The 16,010-nt window shown below is 70.4% G+C and carries 18 protein-coding genes and 1 tRNA gene; 9 read left to right on the top strand and 10 right to left on the bottom strand.

The genetic code is table 11. The features are described from left to right. Positions 1 to 152 precede the first annotated feature (152 nt). Together OH735_RS14600 and OH735_RS14595 are read left to right on the top strand one after the other, a co-directional pair. Positions 153 to 238, top strand: a tRNA-Leu gene (locus OH735_RS14600). A gap of 180 nt (positions 239 to 418) precedes the next feature. Then, a complete protein-coding gene (locus OH735_RS14595; protein WP_406381932.1) occupies positions 419 to 1,306 on the top strand; it encodes a Bax inhibitor-1/YccA family protein in 888 nt (295 codons plus the stop codon). 91 nt (positions 1,307 to 1,397) lie between these two features. Here OH735_RS14595 and OH735_RS14590 read toward each other — a convergent pair whose 3' ends face one another. Beyond that, positions 1,398 to 1,625: a DUF4287 domain-containing protein gene (locus OH735_RS14590; RefSeq protein ID WP_406381931.1), complete on the bottom strand. Its 228-nt coding sequence runs from the start codon at positions 1,623 to 1,625 to the stop codon at positions 1,398 to 1,400. 100 nt (positions 1,626 to 1,725) lie between these two features. Between OH735_RS14590 and OH735_RS14585 the strand changes: the two genes are divergently transcribed. After that, positions 1,726 to 2,043 (top strand): hypothetical protein, encoded by a 318-nt coding sequence (locus OH735_RS14585; RefSeq protein ID WP_406381930.1) that lies wholly within the window; start codon positions 1,726 to 1,728, stop codon positions 2,041 to 2,043. Between the two features lie 97 nt (positions 2,044 to 2,140). Here OH735_RS14585 and OH735_RS14580 read toward each other — a convergent pair whose 3' ends face one another. The 3 genes from OH735_RS14580 to OH735_RS14570 all read right to left on the bottom strand — a co-directional run bounded on the left by OH735_RS14580 (position 2,141) and on the right by OH735_RS14570 (position 5,883). Then, on the bottom strand, positions 2,141 to 3,001 hold the full coding sequence (locus tag OH735_RS14580; RefSeq protein WP_406381929.1) for a hypothetical protein: 861 nt from the start codon (positions 2,999 to 3,001) through the stop codon (positions 2,141 to 2,143). Positions 3,002 to 3,389: 388 nt separating this feature from the next. Further along, a complete protein-coding gene (locus tag OH735_RS14575; RefSeq protein ID WP_406381928.1) occupies positions 3,390 to 4,610 on the bottom strand; it encodes an acetyl-CoA C-acetyltransferase in 1,221 nt (406 codons plus the stop codon). 130 nt (positions 4,611 to 4,740) lie between these two features. After that, positions 4,741 to 5,883 (bottom strand): SGNH/GDSL hydrolase family protein, encoded by a 1,143-nt coding sequence (locus OH735_RS14570; protein ID WP_406386562.1) that lies wholly within the window; start codon positions 5,881 to 5,883, stop codon positions 4,741 to 4,743. A 155-nt stretch (positions 5,884 to 6,038) separates the two neighbouring features. On the opposite strand from OH735_RS14570, the gene OH735_RS14565 reads away from it, so the two are divergent. Next, a complete protein-coding gene (locus OH735_RS14565) occupies positions 6,039 to 7,445 on the top strand; it encodes a cystathionine beta-synthase (protein ID WP_406381927.1) in 1,407 nt (468 codons plus the stop codon). A 332-nt stretch (positions 7,446 to 7,777) separates the two neighbouring features. Continuing rightward, positions 7,778 to 7,924 (top strand): hypothetical protein, encoded by a 147-nt coding sequence (locus tag OH735_RS14560; RefSeq protein ID WP_406381925.1) that lies wholly within the window; start codon positions 7,778 to 7,780, stop codon positions 7,922 to 7,924. Positions 7,925 to 7,956: 32 nt separating this feature from the next. Here OH735_RS14560 and OH735_RS14555 read toward each other — a convergent pair whose 3' ends face one another. After that, a complete protein-coding gene (locus tag OH735_RS14555) occupies positions 7,957 to 8,376 on the bottom strand; it encodes a hypothetical protein (protein ID WP_406381924.1) in 420 nt (139 codons plus the stop codon). Positions 8,377 to 8,454: 78 nt separating this feature from the next. Beyond that, positions 8,455 to 9,900 carry a purine-cytosine permease family protein gene (locus OH735_RS14550; RefSeq protein ID WP_406381923.1) on the bottom strand — a complete coding sequence of 482 codons (1,446 nt, stop codon included), beginning with the start codon at positions 9,898 to 9,900 and terminating at the stop codon, positions 8,455 to 8,457. Between the two features lie 230 nt (positions 9,901 to 10,130). Here OH735_RS14550 and OH735_RS14545 point away from each other — a divergent pair, with 230 nt between their 5' ends. From OH735_RS14545 to OH735_RS14535, 3 genes are all read left to right on the top strand, one after another. Next, complete coding sequence (locus OH735_RS14545) at positions 10,131 to 10,316, top strand: hypothetical protein (RefSeq protein ID WP_406381922.1); 186 nt, start codon at positions 10,131 to 10,133, stop codon at positions 10,314 to 10,316. Further along, positions 10,313 to 11,164, top strand: coding sequence for a MurR/RpiR family transcriptional regulator (locus OH735_RS14540; protein WP_406381921.1), 852 nt, complete (start codon positions 10,313 to 10,315; stop codon positions 11,162 to 11,164). The genes OH735_RS14545 and OH735_RS14540 overlap by 4 nt, the downstream gene beginning before the upstream one ends. Positions 11,165 to 11,334: 170 nt before the next feature. Then, positions 11,335 to 11,871 (top strand): hypothetical protein, encoded by a 537-nt coding sequence (locus OH735_RS14535; RefSeq protein WP_406386560.1) that lies wholly within the window; start codon positions 11,335 to 11,337, stop codon positions 11,869 to 11,871. 11 nt (positions 11,872 to 11,882) lie between these two features. Here the strand turns inward: OH735_RS14535 and OH735_RS14530 are convergent, their stop codons facing one another. The 4 genes from OH735_RS14530 to OH735_RS14515 all read right to left on the bottom strand — a co-directional run bounded on the left by OH735_RS14530 (position 11,883) and on the right by OH735_RS14515 (position 14,025). Then, a complete protein-coding gene (locus OH735_RS14530) occupies positions 11,883 to 12,257 on the bottom strand; it encodes a hypothetical protein (protein WP_406381920.1) in 375 nt (124 codons plus the stop codon). A 69-nt stretch (positions 12,258 to 12,326) separates the two neighbouring features. Further along, a complete protein-coding gene (locus OH735_RS14525) occupies positions 12,327 to 12,791 on the bottom strand; it encodes a roadblock/LC7 domain-containing protein (RefSeq protein ID WP_406381919.1) in 465 nt (154 codons plus the stop codon). Between the two features lie 38 nt (positions 12,792 to 12,829). Further along, positions 12,830 to 13,606 (bottom strand): transcriptional regulator, encoded by a 777-nt coding sequence (locus OH735_RS14520; protein WP_406381917.1) that lies wholly within the window; start codon positions 13,604 to 13,606, stop codon positions 12,830 to 12,832. Then, positions 13,603 to 14,025 carry a hypothetical protein gene (locus OH735_RS14515; RefSeq protein WP_406381916.1) on the bottom strand — a complete coding sequence of 141 codons (423 nt, stop codon included), beginning with the start codon at positions 14,023 to 14,025 and terminating at the stop codon, positions 13,603 to 13,605. Before OH735_RS14515 ends, OH735_RS14520 begins: the two co-directional genes overlap by 4 nt. Before the next feature lie 246 nt (positions 14,026 to 14,271). Between OH735_RS14515 and hutU the strand changes: the two genes are divergently transcribed. Then, a complete protein-coding gene (gene hutU / locus OH735_RS14510; protein ID WP_406381915.1) occupies positions 14,272 to 15,930 on the top strand; it encodes a urocanate hydratase in 1,659 nt (552 codons plus the stop codon). The last annotated feature ends 80 nt before the right edge of the window (positions 15,931 to 16,010 follow it).

Genomic DNA, 16,010 nt, shown 5'->3' with positions numbered 1-16,010 from the left:
TGCTACCCCGCCCAGGCATGTGACGATGCCCCTCGGCGAGTGCTGACGACCCCTCAAACGGTCAATAAAATAAGACAACATCGCGCCACTGATCCGCTGATCGGACGAAGTCCCCGGATAGGGTCATGTGCCAACGCGGAGCCGCGCGCCAGGCCCGGATGGTGGAATGCAGACACGGCGAGCTTAAACCTCGCTGCCCCTCGGGGGCGTACCGGTTCGAGTCCGGTTCCGGGCACCACTTCGCGCGCACGGCGGCCGAGTGGGCGCGGTGCGGTACGGCGGGCCCTGTCGGCCGACCGAGGAGGGCGGCCGCTCGTCCACCGGTTCCTCAAAGATCCTCCCCAGGCACTAGTCTGATTCTTTTGCCTACCCATTACTCTTGTGGGAAGGCCGCGCAGGGCGGCCATGAAGGAGTGAGATGAGGAGCAGCAACCCGGTCTTCTCGCGACGGGGCTTCAGCCGCGACAACGGATACGCGGGCTTCAACGCGGCGCCGCAGGCCGGGGCCCCCGTTGCGGGCACCAACCCGTACGCGCAGGGCACCGCCGCCAACCCGTACGCCACCAATCCCTACGCCCAGCAGGACACCCAGTACGGCGTTCCGCAGGCACCGGCGCGCTCCGGCGCGATGACGATCGACGACGTCGTCACGCGCACCGCGATCACGCTCGGTACCGTGGTGCTCGGCGCCGCGCTCGCCTGGGCCCTGTTGCCGGTCGACGGGGCCAACCTCGGCAAGTCCTACGGCATCGCGATCGGCGCCGCCCTGGTGGCGTTCGTCCTGTCGCTCGTCCAGTCCTTCAAGCGCAGGCCGTCCCCGGCGCTGATCGTGTCGTACGCGGCCTTCGAGGGTGTCTTCCTCGGAGTGATCTCCAGCGCGGTCAGTACGTACATCGGGCCGGGCGTCGTGATGCAGGCGGTGATGGGCACCATGTGTGTCTTCGCCGGTGTGCTTCTGGCGTACAAGATGCGCTGGATCCGCGTCACCCGCCGCTTCTACGGCTTCGTGATGGCCGCTGCCATGGGCTTCATGCTCCTGATGGTGGTCAACCTGCTGTTCGCCGTCTTCGGCGGCGGCGACGGCCTGGGCTTCCGCAGCGGCGGCCTCGGCATCCTCTTCGGCGTCATCGGGATCATCCTCGGCGCGTGCTTCCTGGCCCTGGACTTCAAGCAGGTCGAGGACGGCGTCGCCTACGGCGCCCCCCGCGAGGAGTCCTGGCTGGCGGCCTTCGGCCTGACCATGACCCTGGTCTGGATCTACCTGGAGATGCTGCGTCTGCTCTCCATCCTCAGCGGCGACGACTGACGCGCGGCCCCGCGCCGGGAACGGCGCGGGAAATGGGACGGCCCGCAGGCACCCGTGCCTGCGGGCCGTCCCATTTCCTTCCCACGTGTGCCTAGAGCAGCCTGCGCGCGGCCCTTCTGAGGTCGTACTCGTGAATGAGTGCCTTCGCGTGTCCGTAGGCGAGGTCGTGTTCGCTCCGCAGCCAGCTGACCTTCTCCTCGAAGCGGAGAGCGGGGCCATCCTCGACGATGCGGAGCCAGTCGGAGACTTCGCGACCGGTGCAGCGGGGGATTCGGGAGAGCAGATTGCGATGGGTCTCTTCGGAGAAGACTTGGGACATCGGCGCCTCCGACGCATTGCGCGTTGCTGGTCCTTCCCGACACCGTGCCCGAGCATCAGCCCGTTGGCAACCATCCGGGGAGGGCGCGTAGGGTCGCGGAGTGCTCGATACGACCCCGCTGATCACCGCCGTGGACCAATTCGCCGACCGGCTGCGCGCCGCCCCGCAGAGCCGTCTGCAGCGCGGAGCGGCAGCCGAAGGACTGGCCACGGCCAGGGAATTGGCGCTGCGGGCCCAGCGCATCGAGGCGCCGGACCGGGAGCCGCGGATCATGCCGGACGCCGGGATCTTCACGATCGGCGACCAACTCGCCGTAGCGGGCCGCGACTTGGCGGTGGCACTGGAAACGGCCCCGTCGGCTGAGCTGGACGAGGCCGTGCAATTCGTGACGGAGGCGGCTGCGCGGGCGTTCGCGTAGCAGCGGTGGCGCGGGGGCGGCGGCCGGCGAGAGCCGCTCCGCCCGGCTGCCCTTGAGGCCGGAACGCGGGGCTGGAACGTGGGGCTGGAGCGCGGGACTAGAACGAGGCGATGACGCGGTCGGCGAGGATGTAGACGTTCTCCTTGCCGCAGGAGAAGGTCAGGGCGTACGCACCGGAGACACCGGAACCGCCCAGCAGCACCGGGTGCTCACCCGCGAGCAGCGCCTCGGCCAGGCGTTCGGCCGTCTCGCGGTGACCTGGGGTCATACAGAGCGTGGTGCCGTCGGCGAAGACGTACACATCGAGGGTGCCGAGCGGGCCGGGGCGCACGTCGGCGAGTTCCGTGCGGCTGTCGGCGAGCTCTTCGAGGCGGTTCACGGTGCGCTCGTGATCGGTGACGACCGGGGTCTGTACGGGTACGAAGTCGGGGTGCGAGGGGTGGCGGCGACGGGCCGCGGCCAGCTCGGGGGAGTCCTCGGCGAACTCCGCCGTCTCGGGCAGCTCGGTCACGTCCGCCAGTTCGACCAGTTCCGTCAGCTCTTCGAGCGCCTCGGTGGCATCGAAGTCCATCGCCTCCAGACCCGCGAAGTCGGCCTGGCGCGGCATGAAGAACGGTGCCTCCTCGCCGATCCCGGTCAGGCCGCCCAGCAGGGACGGGGCGTCGGCGGCGTCGCGCGCTTCCTGGGTGGCCCAGAAGGCGCGGGCCTCGGCGAGCTCGCGTTCCCGTTCCTCGGCGAGTGCTTCGGCGACGGCGGCGCGTATCTCGTCGGCCGGGGTGGCTTCGTTGCGGCTCTGCGCGGGCACGGCGGCGCCGTGGACGCGGGCCGATGCCAGCTCCGTACGAAGGGCCGTGATCTGCTTGCGCAGCCCGTGAGCAGCGTGCAGAGCGGCGACGCCCACGGCCGTGGCAGCGGTGGTGGTCAGCAACAGGGCAAGAGGCATGGCGCTCACTGACATACTCCCGGTTTCAATCGATCCCCCGACTTCCTACCTCAGCTTGTCCTCTACCTGTGCCTGGTGTCAGTGCATTACGTCACGAATTGGACAGGTCTTTGGGTCCGGTGTTTAACCCCGGTGCTGGTGTGACCTGCGGGAATGGCTCTCCCCCAGGACATAGGTCACATCCTGGGGGAGATTCGGTCACGGTCGGGGCTCGGGACCGGCCGGTTCCGTCGCTTCGCTTCCGCTGAGGGCCTCAAGCGACCGTTGAGGGCCTCAAGCGACCGTTCCTGGGCAGCGAGCTGGAGTGAGTACCGACTCACCGGCACGCCCCGAACGGTCTTGGGCGCACTGGTCCTCCGCTTTCTAGGTGCCGGACCAGCAGTTGTGAACCCTCCGCTGCAGCTCAGCTCAGCCGCTCGATGACCATCGCCATGCCCTGGCCGCCGCCCACGCACATGGTCTCCAGGCCGAACTGCTTGTCGTGGAACTGCAGGCTGTTGATCAGCGTGCCGGTGATCCGGGCGCCGGTCATGCCGAAGGGGTGGCCGACGGCGATGGCGCCACCGTTGACGTTCACCTTCTCCAGCGGCAGGCCGAGGTCGCGGTAGGAGGGGATCACCTGGGCGGCGAACGCCTCGTTGATCTCGGCAAGGTCGATGTCGTCGATGGTCAGCCCGGCCCGCTTCAGCGCCTGCTTGCTGGCCTCCACCGGCCCGTATCCCATGATCTCGGGGGAGAGGCCGCAGACGCCGGTCGAGACGATCCGGGCCAGCGGAGTCAGGCCCAGCTCGCGCGCCTTGGTGTCGGACATGATCACGAGCGCGGCGGCGCCGTCGTTGAGCGGGCAGCAGTTGCCCGCGGTGACCAGGCCGTCCGGGCGGAAGACCGGCTTCAGGCCCTGCACGCCCTCCAGGGTGACGCCCGCGCGCGGGCCGTCGTCCTTCGAGACGACCGTGCCGTCCGGGGTGGTGACCGGGGTGATCTCGCGCTCCCAGAAACCGTTCTTGATGGCTTCCTCGGCGAGGTTCTGCGAGCGGACGCCGAACTCGTCCATGTCCTGGCGGGTGACGCCCTTGAGCCGGGCCAGGTTCTCCGCGGTCTGCCCCATCGCGATGTACGCGTCCGGGACGAGACCGTCCTCGCGCGGGTCGTGCCAGTCGGCGCTCTCTTGCTCGGCGCGGGCCGCGGTACGGGCCTCGGCGTCGGCGAACAGCGGGTTGTGCGTGTCCGGCAGGCTGTCGGAGTTGCCCTTCACGAAACGGGACACCATCTCGACACCCGCTGAGATGAAGACATCGCCCTCGCCGGCCTTGATGGCGTGCAGCGCCATCCGGCTGGTCTGGAGGGAGGACGAGCAGTAGCGGGTGACCGTACAGCCGGGAAGGTGGTCCATTCCCATCTGTACGGCGATGATGCGGCCCAGGTTGTTGCCCTGCTCGCCGCCGGGGAGGCCGCAGCCGAGCATCAGGTCGTCGATGTCCTTCGGGTCCAGCTCGGGAACCTTGGCCAGCGCGGTCCGGATGATCATGGCGGTCAGGTCGTCCGCGCGCAGATCCTTCAGCGAACCCTTGAAGGCCCGGCCAATGGGGGAACGGGCAGCAGAGACGATCACGGCTTCGGGCATCACGCGGCTCCATGAAGGCTGGAAGGCGGGTTCTGGCAGGTGCTGACTTGGAAGCTACCTGTACGTAGCTGCTGGGTCACCGGGCAGCGCATGTGACGCCGACCTCTTTTCTAAGCGACCGCTCAGCCGGTCAATTGGCGGGGAGGTTGCGCGACTCCCCGTGCGGCTCGCCGCGCGACTCTCCGGACGGCTCCGGGCGTGGTCCCTGGCGCGGATCCGTGATCGGCTCCTCGTACGGTCCCTGGCACGGATCGGTGATCGGCTCCTCGTACGGTCCGGAGGAGGTCGTCGGCTCCGTCTCCGGGTGCGGCTGAGGCTCCGTGGTGGTGGGCAGGCGCCGCCGCCTGCGGTGCTTGAGGAGCGCCCAGGGCGCCCGGGCGCCCGTGACCTCCGTACCGGCCTCCCTGGCTGCCTGGGAGGCTGCCTTGGCCACCGGCAGCATGTCCTCGCGGCGCGCCCCGTCCAGCCGGTCGGACTCCGGCCACAGCCCCAGCACCGCACAGAGCGTGGGCAGGACAGCCATCGCCGCCGTGGCGTACCCCTCCGCCGACGGGTGGTAGTTGTCCGGCCCGAACAGTTCCCGCGGATTCGCCTCGAACTCCGGCCCGAGCAGGTCGCCCAGCGACACCGTGCGCCCGCCCTGTTCCACCGAGCCGATCGTCTGGGCCGCCGCCAGCTGCCGGCTCACCCGCCGGGCCAGCCAGCGCAGCGGCTGGTAGACCGGCTCGATCGTGCCGAGATCCGGGCACGTGCCGACCACCACCTCCGCGCCCGCCGTACGCAGCCTGCGCACCGCGGTGGTCAGACAGCGCACCGACTGGGTGGCGGGCATCCGGTGCGTGACATCGTTCGCCCCGATCATGATCACGCAGACGTCGGGCGTATGGGACGGATCGGCGAGCAGCAGTGAGACCTGCCTTTCCAGGTCGTCCGACCGGGCACCCGGCTGCGCCACATTGCGCAGGTCCACCGGCCGCTCGGACACCGCCGCCAGGCCCGAGGCGAGCAGCGCCCCCGGTGTCTGCCCGGCCCGGCGCACCCCCTGCCCGGCCGCCGTCGAGTCACCCAGCAGTCCCAGCCGCAACGGGTCGGCGGGACCGGCGAACGCCACCCCGTACCGCCCGTCCGCGCTCGGCGGAACCGGTGCGACACCGCCGCCCACGTGCCGTTTCGCCAGCTGGACCTCCGCCAGCAGTACGCCCACCGCCGCCGCGCCGAGCAGCCCGATGCTGCCGCCGCCGTAGGCCGCACCCGCCGCGATCCGCCGTGCCACCCTTGCCCTCGACACAGTCCGGTCCACCTCCTCGTTGCCGTACCGCCGTACCTACAGCTAACTGCCCCGCGGTGACGGTCGCTCAATCGCTTCGCCCAATACCGCGTCCGTACGCATACCCTTGCCGCACCATCTCGGAGACCCCGGAGTACACGGTGCGATATCACGATTCGATGATCAGTCTCGTAGGCAATACCCCGCTGGTGAGGCTGCGCAGTGTCACGGCCGGCATCCAGGCGACGGTCCTGGCCAAGGTCGAGTACTTCAACCCCGGCGGTTCGGTCAAGGACCGCATCGCCCTGCGCATGATCGAGGCCGCCGAACAGAGCGGCGAGCTGCAGCCCGGCGGCACGATCGTCGAGCCGACCAGCGGCAACACGGGCGTCGGCCTGGCGATCGTCGCCCAGCAGAAGGGGTACAAGTGCATCTTCGTCTGCCCGGACAAGGTGTCCACGGACAAGATCAATGTGCTGCGCGCCTACGGTGCCGAGGTCGTCGTCTGCCCGACGGCCGTTGACCCCGAGCACCCCGACTCGTACTACAACGTCTCGGACCGGCTGGTCCGCGAGACCCCCGGAGCCTGGAAGCCCGACCAGTACTCCAACCCGAACAACCCGCGCTCCCACTATGAGACCACCGGTCCGGAGCTGTGGGAGCAGACGGACGGGAAGATCACGCACTTCGTCGCGGGCGTCGGCACGGGCGGCACGATCAGCGGCACCGGTCGCTATCTGAAGGAGCTCAGCGGCGGCTCGGTGCAGGTGATCGGTGCCGACCCGGAGGGTTCGGTCTACTCCGGCGGCTCCGGACGTCCGTACCTCGTCGAGGGTGTCGGCGAGGACTTCTGGCCGAGCGCCTACGACCGTACGGTCACGGACGAGATCGTCGCCGTGTCCGACAAGGACTCCTTCCAGATGACCCGCCGCCTCGCCAAGGAGGAGGGCCTGCTGGTCGGCGGCTCCTGCGGCATGGCGGTCGTTGCCGCACTGGAGGTCGCGAAGCGACTGGGTCCGGACGATGTGGTCGTCGTCCTGCTGCCCGACAGCGGCCGCGGCTACCTGAGCAAGATCTTCAACGACGAGTGGATGGCCGACTACGGCTTCCTTGAGGACGCCGGCCCGTCCGCACGCGTCGGGGACGTTCTCGACCACAAGGACGGCCCGATCCCGACGCTCGTGCACATGCACCCCGAGGAGACCGTCGGCGAGGCGATCGACGTGCTGCGCGAGTACGGCGTCTCGCAGATGCCGATCGTGAAGCCGGGCGCGGGCCACCCGGACGTGATGGCCGCCGAGGTCATCGGCTCGGTGGTGGAGCGGGAGCTGCTGAACGCGCTGTTCGCCCAGCGCGCCTCGCTCGCCGACCCGCTGGAGAAGCACATGTCGCCACCGCTGCCGCAGGTCGGCTCCGGTGAACCGGTCGCGGACCTGATGGCGGTGCTCGGCGGCACGAACGCGGCGGACGCGGCGATCGTGCTGGTGGAGGGCAAGCCGAAGGGCGTGGTCAGCAGGCAGGACCTGCTGGCGTTCCTCGCGAAGGACGCGGGGACCGGCAAGCCGTGACGATCCGCAGGCCGTAGCGGACTGTGGCGCCGGGCTTCGCCGAAACGCGGCGCCATGTTTCGCCGAAACGGTACGAGCGTGACACGTACCCGCAGCACCGGCTTAACACGAGTCCGGCACATTGAGGGGTGTCGGCAGGGAAACCCGCCGACACCCGGAACGGCGACACGGACTACGGAGCGGCTCCCGGACCTCCACCGTCGCCCGGACATGGTGACCGGCCCTGACCCGGACCCGTGTCCCCCGCGGGGACCGCCGTCGTCCCGCCCCCTGGGAAACCGGGGGTGCGGCGGTCCCCGCGACACACTCCCGCACGGCGCCTCGTCCGGCCGGTGCGGCCGCCCAGCTCCCAGCAGCGCGACGCGTTCCGCGCTCGGGGGCTGTCGGGCGACGAGACCGACCTCGTGGCCTGCGCGACCAGCCGAGCGCGCCACATCAACCCGCGCCGGCTGATCGTGCTGCCCACCCGCCGGGCGTGACGCCCCGTGTCCTCGGACCCGGCCCCCGGCTCTCAGTCCTCCCAGTCGGACCCTGCGCGCGAGGAGCGGCGCTGGAACCAGGGCCAACTGCGGGCGGCGTGGACAGTGTTGACACCGACGATGCCGAGCCAAACGACGACCAGGCCCCCGGTATGGGCGGCCGCGGCGCCGATCGCCGACAGCGGGATGGCCAGGACCAGCGAGATGATCCCGAAGCCGTAGCGCTCGCCGAAGTTTCCCATGGACTGCGGTGTACGCGCGGCCCTGGCGACGCTCACCTGCTGCTCGGCGAGATGACGCCGGACGCGGCGGTCGAGCGCGGTGTCGAGGCGCTGCTCGACCTTCTCCAGGAAGGACTCGACGAGTGCGGACTCGTAATCCGCACCCAGCTCGCTACGGGCATGCAGGGTGGCATCGAGCTCGTTCTTGAGCTCAGGGTCACGGGTATCCATGTCCTTCACGGTACGAATCGGGAGCGCTTGGGGCAGTGGGGCTAACCCCCCTCTTTTCCGGCTGCGCGTCTCTTCCGGCTATGCGCGGGCGGTCGCCGTGCCAGTGGTTCCGGCCCCGCTGTCCTCGCCCGAGGCCGCCTGGGCGGGGAGGATCGTGTGCTCCGGAATGTGCGTGGTGTCGCGGCGGGCGAGCAGCCAGTACAGCAGTGCGGGTACGACCAGGCCGACCACCCACGAGATGTCGGCGCCGCCCAGCGGAGCGACCAGCGGGCCGGTGTAGAAGTGCGTCGCCAGGAACGGCAGCTGGGCGAGGAGCCCGATCCCGTACACCACCAGCGCGTCCCGGCGCCATGCGCCGTACCGTCCGTGCGGATCGGCGAGGGCGGGGATGTCGTACCGCTCCCGTGAGATCAGGTAGTAGTCGACCAGGTTGATCGCCGACCACGGGGTGAAGAAGGTCAGCAGGAAGAGGAGGAAGTCCTTGAAGGAGGCGAGGAAGCTGTCCTTGCCGAGCAGGGCCACGACGGTGCCGGCGAGCATGATGCCCGTGATGTAGAGGGCTCGGCCGCGCGGGGAGAGGGTCTTCTGACCGCGGAAGCCGCTGATGCTGGTCACCAGCGACATGAAGCCGCCGTAGGTGTTGAGGACGTTGATGGTCAGTTTGCCGAGCGCGATCACGAAGTACAGGAACGAGGCGATCAGGCCGGTTCCGCCCAGGGCGACGACATAGCCGACCTGGCCCGCCAGGAAGGCGTCCCCGGCGGTGGCCGCGACGAGCACGCCGAAGACCATGGACCACTGGGAGCCGAGCGTTGAGCCGGAGAGTGTCCACCAGAAGGTGGCGCGGGCGCTGGTCGTACGCGGCAGATAGCGGGAGTAGTCGGCGACGTACGGGCCGAACGCCAGCTGCCAGGACGCGGCGAGCGAGACCGCGAGCAGGAACATCGGCAGATCGAAGGCGCGGTCGGCGAGGACGGCTCCGAGATCGATGCGGTCGAGCAGCCGGATGCCGAGATAGACGAAGGCGACCGCGCAGATCACCCCGGCGACCCGGCCCAGCATGTGGATGACGCGGTAGCCGATCGCTGCCATCAGGGCGGTGACCAGCGCGAAGATGGTGATGCCGGGCGTCTCGCCGAGGTGGGTGAGCTCCCCGACCGCCTGGCCGGCCAGCACGCTGCCGCTGGCGAAGAAGCCGACGTACATCACGATCACCAGGGCCAGCGGGACCACCGCGCCCTTGACCCCGAACTGTGCGCGGGACTGGATCATCTGCGGCAGCCCCAGGCGCGGGCCCTGCGCGGAGTGCAGGGCCATCACGGCTCCGCCGAGCAGATTGCCCAGCGCCAGGCCGATGACCGACCAGAACGCGCCGCCGCCGAAGACGACCGCGAGCGCGCCGGTGACGACGGCGGTGATCTGGAGATTCGCGCCGAGCCAGAGCGTGAACTGGCTGAACGCGGTGCCGTGACGTTCGTCGTCCGGCACGACATCGATGGAGCGCTGTTCGAGCAGGCCTGCCATGGGTCGGGCTCCCTTCTTGAGGCTGAGGCCGAGGTCGTGAACTGCCGTGGTGCCGTTCGGGAAGCGCTCGTCCACCGCGCCGAACCGATCAGGGGTCGTCCCTTGTCCCGGCTGCATATAGTCATGCAGAGTTCTTCTTTGCTGAATAGATTGTCAATACTTTGGAGCGAAATACTGGTTGCAGAGGCCCGAAGGATGAGATGAAGCGCCTGGAAAGGAGGGTTTTGCGCATGATGTCGTCCCACGTGATGGACTCCGGGGACTTCGGGAACCCCGCGTCCGGGATCGCGGGCCCGTTCGGGGCTCCCGGCTCCGTCGGCCCCGTGGGCCGGGACCGGCCGCTCACCGATGATGGAGAGGTCGCGGCCGGGGAGCTGCTCGACCAGGACACGGGACTTTGGAGCAGGACGGTATGAGCGAGAGCAGCCCTGCCGCACGACTGCAGCAGCTCTTCGAGGGGCGCCGGCTGACACCGACACAACGGCGCATCGCGCACTCGATGGTGCGCAGGGCCGGGGACGTGCCGTTCCTGTCGAGCGTGGAGCTGGCCGAACTCGCCGGGGTCAGCCAGCCGTCCGTCACCCGGTTCGCCGTGGCACTCGGGTTCGACGGCTATCCGGCGCTCCGCAGACACCTGCGGGAGGTCGCCCCCGCCGAGTCCGTACCGGGGGGCGGTGGCGGGGAGGACGCGTACAACGAGTACCAGCAGGCCGTCCTCGGCGAGATCGAGAACCTGCGGCATCTGGTCGAGCTGCTCGCCGACCCCGGGCCTGTCGAACGCGCGGGCAGGCTGCTGGCGGCCTCCCGGCCGCTGCTGGTGCTCGGACTGCGGGCCGCCTCCTCGCAGGCGCGCGGGTTCGGGTACTTCGCGGCCAAGGTCCACCCCGATGTCCGGGTGCTCGACGAGGGCGGCAGCATGCTGCACGACCGGATCGACACCGCGCGGCGGGCGGGTGCCACCGCGCTGATCTGCTTCGCGCTGCCCCGGCATCCGAAGGAGGTCGTGGACGCCCTCGCGTACGCCCGGGAGCAGGGCCTGACCGTGGTGGCGGTCGCCGATTCGGCGTTCGCTCCGGTGGCCGGGCACAGCGACCTGCTGATCCCGGCCGCCGTCGGCACCGGGCTCGCCTTCGACACCGCGTGTGCGCCGATGCTGCTGGGGCGGGTGCTGCTGGAGGCGATGTGCGACGACCTGCCCGACGCACAGGCGCGGCTGGAGGAGTTCGACGCGAGGGCCGCGGCGCGAGGGCTGTTCGTCGAGTGACGGCGGTGGCGGCTGCCCGATGCGGGTCAGGCACCGAGGTCGGCCCCACCAACCTCGACGATTCTCAGACACCGCTCATTTACGGCTATTAACCTCCCGGCCCAGAAGGGTCAGAAGGAGCTGTGGAGAGGGGTACGGACGTGGGGCGCGGAGCGCAGTCGTTGGCGAGGGTGGCCGTGATCGTACGGGCCGGAGCCGCACCGCTGTGGTGGCCGGGGCTGCTCGCCGCGGCGATCGGCGCACTGGTGCCCGGACTCACCGGGCGCCGGATCGGGCTGCTGGCCGGGGCGGCGCTGTTTTTGATCACGGCGGCCGCGGTGGCCCTCGTACGCGGCCGGCGGTACGCGGAACTGGCCGGGGGCGCCACCCGCGCAGGGCGGTCCGACTTCCTCCAGGACCGGGCCGTGACCGTACGCAACTGGCGGCGCGGGCACCGGTGGTGGCTGCTCGGCGCGTTCCTCGTGGCCGTGGCGAGCGCGTTCGTCCTGCCCGGGGCCGGCGGGCTGGTGCTCGCGGGAGCGGGGGCCGGGCTCTGGATCAAGGCCGTCCGGATCGGGCGGCGCGAGCACCGGGACGATGCCCTGTACTGGGTGCGGACCGACTGGGTGGAGCGCGGCCGGCCCACGGGCAAGCAGGTGAAGGGGTACCGGACGACCGGGCCGATGGCCGGCGACGCCGCGCCCGGTGGGGCGCGGCGCCGGCGCTGAGGCCCGCCGGGTCAGACCTCCAGTTCGGCCTCGATCCGCTTCAGCTGGTGGCGGGCCATCGCCAGATTGGCGCGGCCCGAGTCCAGCACGAGGTAGAGGAACAGGCCGTTGCTGCCACGGGCCTTGAGCAGCCGGATCAGGTGGTACTGGGTGCCCAGCGTGATCAGGATGTCCTCGATCTCGTCCTGGAGGCCGAGGTGTTCCATCGTGCGGAGCTTGGCGCGTACGACATCGGTGTTGCCGGCGGCCGCGACCTCCAGGTTGAAGTCCTTGCCGCCGCCGAGGGTGCCCAGCGCCATGCCGCTGGTGTAGTCGACGAGGGCGATACCGAGGGTGCCCTCGATGGACGTCATCGCTTCCTTGAGTGACGCTTCGGTGTTCGACATGCGAGCTCGTTTCCTTTCCTGGCCGGCCGGGTCGACCGGATCCTTGGGTTCTCTCCGGGGCGTGTGGTGTTACGTGCGGTGCGGCAGCGGGCCGGGCTGCGGGGCGGGCCGCTCGGGGGCGCGGGCCGGGGGCGCCGGTTGTGCGGCGCGTTCCATCGCGGTGTCGATCAGTTCGCCGATGCGGGTGCCTGCCCGGCGGCCCTCCAGATGCAGCCTGCCGACGTTGATCCGGTCCTCGGCCAGCAGCGTGAGGACGGCCGAGGAGCCCGCGGCGTACGTCGCGATGTAGCCGCTCCCGCCGCGGACGAGAAGTTCGCGGAAGCCGCCTCGGCCGGTCGCGTCCGCCATCCGGATCGCGACGCCGAGCGCGGCCGCGGTCAGTGCGGCGACGCCCTCCGCCTCCACGCCCGGGGTGTCATGGGCCAGGACGAGACCGTCGGTGCTGGCCGCCAGGGCGCCGGAGAGGAGCGGGACCCGGGCCCGTAACCGCTGGAGTTCGGCCAGCACATCCTGGGCTTGGGCCTCGGGCACCATCAGCTGTCTCCTCCCGGCACGCTGTCTGAGCGCGCGTATCACAGGGCCTCCAATGCGTCTCGGAGCCGGCGCAGCAGCGCGACGTCGGGGTCGGCCGTGACCTCCGGAAGCGCGATCCGGCCGGAGCCGGCCGGAGCCGGCAACTCCCGTACCGCTGCGACCAGTCCGGCCGCGGCCAGGCGGCGCAGATCGACCAGGACATGGAACGCCGGCCTGCCCAGCTCCTGGGCGATGTCCGATGCGGTACGCACCCCGTCCACGAGATCGAGCACGCGGCGTCGGCCCGGCGGAACGGGTGTGTCGACGGAGCGGTCCGTCCGCACGAGCGGTGCGCTGTCGCCCGCCGCGTCGGGCCAGATCCGCTCCAGCAGCTCCCGGCGCCGGAGCGTCTCGCGCTGCACGGCATCGACGGGGACGGGGCGGACGGGGCCGATCCAGTGGGAGACCCCGTAGCGGAAGCGGGCCGGGGTGCGGGTGGGGGCGAGTGCGAAGAACGCCGCGTCGTACAGCGCGCCCAGGTGGCACAGCTCCAGCGCACCGCCCGGCACCTGCCCGCTGTCCACCAGATAGCGGCCGACCCGCTGCCCGGCGCCGGCACTGGCGACCGCCTCCCACCAGCCGTCGCGGTGCAGGGCGCCGCCCGTGGTGAGCAGGACGTCTATACCGGGTGTCGCGGGGCTCTCGGCGTGCACCACCTGGCCCTCGGCGAGGTACAGGGTGCCGCGGTCGCGCATCAGGGCGCCGGTGGCACGCTCGGCGGCGAGGCGCTGCAGCATGGGGGAGAGGGGCGCGACCGGCGCGGGGGCGGTTCTCATGCCAGGACCAGCCGCTGGGCCATCTCGCCCAGCCGTATCCGGGCGAGGGCCAGATTGCCCTCCGCGCGATCGAGCCAGAGATGGACGAAGACGCTGCTGTCGAAGGCGGTCTCGACGAAACGGAGGATGTGGTACCCGGCCCTGGTGGTGACGATGACGTCCTCGACCGGGGGCGGCGCTCCCCCGACCGCCCCGTCGGGTAACCCGGTGGACGGTCCGGTGGCCTCCAGCGCGAAGGCGGGCTGCTCGGCCGCCATCCGCGCGACCTCGGCCGTCTCCGCGGCGGTGGCCTCGTGGTCGCCGTTGGGCGATTCACCGATGGTGCCGAGGGCGAGGCCGCTCGTCCAGTCGACCACCGCGGCGCCGCGGGCGCCGGGCAGCCTCATGACTTCGAGCAGGCACTCGTCGATTCCGGGCACGCGCACTCCCCTCCCGACGTGGCGTACGGCTGTGACTCCGAGGCTACGCAACGTGCTCGCCCCAGGCAGGGGTTCTGGCATTTTCCATGGGTACATGCGCAAGGGATCTTCGGCGGGCGCGCGGGAGGTGCGTGCGGGGCGGTCGGGCGCCTTCGTTCCGGACAACGGCGCGAGGGCTGTTGACTACGAGTATTCAGAACATCAAGATGTGAATAGAAGATTTACAAAACGCGAGGAGGCATCGCCATGTCAGGACCCCGCCCCGTACGGGCACCGCGCGGTACGGAACTGAGTGCCCTGGGATGGCAGCAGGAGGCCGCCCTGCGCATGCTGCAGAACAACCTCGATCCCGAGGTCGCCGAACACCCCGACAAGCTCGTCGTCTACGGCGGCACCGGAAAGGCGGCGCGCGACTGGCGCTCGTTCGACGCCATGGTGCGTACGCTGCGGACGCTCAAGCAGGACGAGACGATGCTCGTCCAGTCCGGCCGTCCGGTCGGCGTCATGCAGACGCACGAGTGGGCGCCGCGCGTCCTGATCGCCAACTCCAACCTGGTGGGCGACTGGGCGAACTGGGAGGAGTTCCGCCGCCTGGAGGCGCTCGGCCTCACCATGTACGGCCAGATGACCGCCGGATCGTGGATCTACATCGGCACGCAGGGCATCCTGCAGGGCACCTACGAGACCTTCGCTGCCGTCGCGGCCAAGAAGTTCAACGGGACGCTGGCCGGCACGATCACCCTGACCGCCGGACTCGGCGGCATGGGCGGCGCCCAGCCGCTCGCCGTGACGATGAACGACGGCGTCGCGATCTGTATCGACTGCGACCCGCGCGCCATCGAGCGCCGGATCGAGCACCGCTACCTGGACGTGCGCGCCGACTCCCTGGAGCACGCGCTCCAACTCGCCACCGAGGCCCGGGACGCCCGCAAGCCGCTCTCCATCGGTCTGCTGGGCAACGCGGCGGAGCTGCTGCCGCGGATGCTCGCCGAGGGCGCGCCGATCGACATCGTCACCGACCAGACCAGCGCGCACGACCCGCTCTCGTACCTTCCGCTCGGAATCGACTTCGACGACATGGCCTCGTACGCCGCCGAGAAGCCCGCCGACTTCACGCGGCGCGCACGCGAGTCGATGGCCAAGCACGTCGAGGCGATGGTCGGCTTCATGGACGCCGGGGCCGAGGTCTTCGACTACGGCAACTCCATCCGCGGCGAGGCACAACTCGTCGGCTACGACCGGGCGTTCGACTTCCCCGGGTTCGTGCCCGCGTATATCCGGCCGCTCTTCTGCGAAGGCAAGGGGCCGTTCCGCTGGGCGGCGCTCTCCGGTGAGGCGTCCGACATCCACAAGACCGACAAGGCGATGCTCGAACTCTTCCCGGAGAACGAGTCGCTGCACCGCTGGATCAAGATGGCCGGCGAACGCGTCCACTTCCAGGGACTCCCCGCCCGGATCTGCTGGCTCGGTTACGGCGAGCGCGACCGGGCCGGCGAGCGGTTCAACGACATGGTGGCCTCCGGCGAGCTGGCCGCCCCGCTGGCCATCGGGCGCGACCACCTGGACTGCGGCTCCGTGGCCTCCCCGTACCGGGAGACCGAGGCCATGCTCGACGGCTCCGACGCGATCGCCGACTGGCCGCTGTTGAACGCCATGGTCAATGTGGCGTCCGGCGCCTCCTGGGTCTCCATCCACCACGGCGGCGGCGTCGGCATGGGGCGCTCCATCCACGCCGGGCAGGTGACCGTCGCCGACGGTACGAAGCTGGCGGGCGAGAAGATCCGCCGGGTGCTCACCAACGACCCGGGCATGGGCGTCATCCGGCACGTCGACGCCGGGTACGACATCGCGGAGTCGGTCGCCGCGGACAAGGGCGTCCGCGTGCCGATGGCGGAGGGGCAGTGACCGGGGAACGGAACAGGGCTGGGGCCGATGGGGCCGATGGGGCTGCTGGGCCTGTGACCGAGGCTGCTGGGGCCGCCGGG

The sequence above is a fragment of the Streptomyces sp. NBC_01618 genome (genome assembly GCF_045209435.1).
Lineage (GTDB): Bacteria > Actinomycetota > Actinomycetes > Streptomycetales > Streptomycetaceae > Streptomyces.
The sequence above is the reverse complement of the archived record's forward strand: the minus strand, read 5'-3'. Positions and strand labels throughout refer to the sequence as shown.

Coding starts and splice junctions, on each gene's coding strand:
- OH735_RS14595 (WP_406381932.1), top strand. CDS start 419: ATGAGGAGCAGCAACCCGGTCTTCTCGCGACGGGGCTTCAGCCGCGAC.
- OH735_RS14590 (WP_406381931.1), bottom strand. CDS start 1,625: ATGTCCCAAGTCTTCTCCGAAGAGACCCATCGCAATCTGCTCTCCCGA.
- OH735_RS14580 (WP_406381929.1), bottom strand. CDS start 3,001: ATGTCAGTGAGCGCCATGCCTCTTGCCCTGTTGCTGACCACCACCGCT.
- OH735_RS14575 (WP_406381928.1), bottom strand. CDS start 4,610: ATGCCCGAAGCCGTGATCGTCTCTGCTGCCCGTTCCCCCATTGGCCGG.
- OH735_RS14555 (WP_406381924.1), bottom strand. CDS start 8,376: ATGGATACCCGTGACCCTGAGCTCAAGAACGAGCTCGATGCCACCCTG.
- OH735_RS14550 (WP_406381923.1), bottom strand. CDS start 9,900: ATGGCAGGCCTGCTCGAACAGCGCTCCATCGATGTCGTGCCGGACGAC.
- OH735_RS14545 (WP_406381922.1), top strand. CDS start 10,131: ATGATGTCGTCCCACGTGATGGACTCCGGGGACTTCGGGAACCCCGCG.
- OH735_RS14540 (WP_406381921.1), top strand. CDS start 10,313: ATGAGCGAGAGCAGCCCTGCCGCACGACTGCAGCAGCTCTTCGAGGGG.
- OH735_RS14530 (WP_406381920.1), bottom strand. CDS start 12,257: ATGTCGAACACCGAAGCGTCACTCAAGGAAGCGATGACGTCCATCGAG.
- OH735_RS14525 (WP_406381919.1), bottom strand. CDS start 12,791: ATGGTGCCCGAGGCCCAAGCCCAGGATGTGCTGGCCGAACTCCAGCGG.
- OH735_RS14520 (WP_406381917.1), bottom strand. CDS start 13,606: ATGAGAACCGCCCCCGCGCCGGTCGCGCCCCTCTCCCCCATGCTGCAG.
- hutU (WP_406381915.1), top strand. CDS start 14,272: ATGTCAGGACCCCGCCCCGTACGGGCACCGCGCGGTACGGAACTGAGT.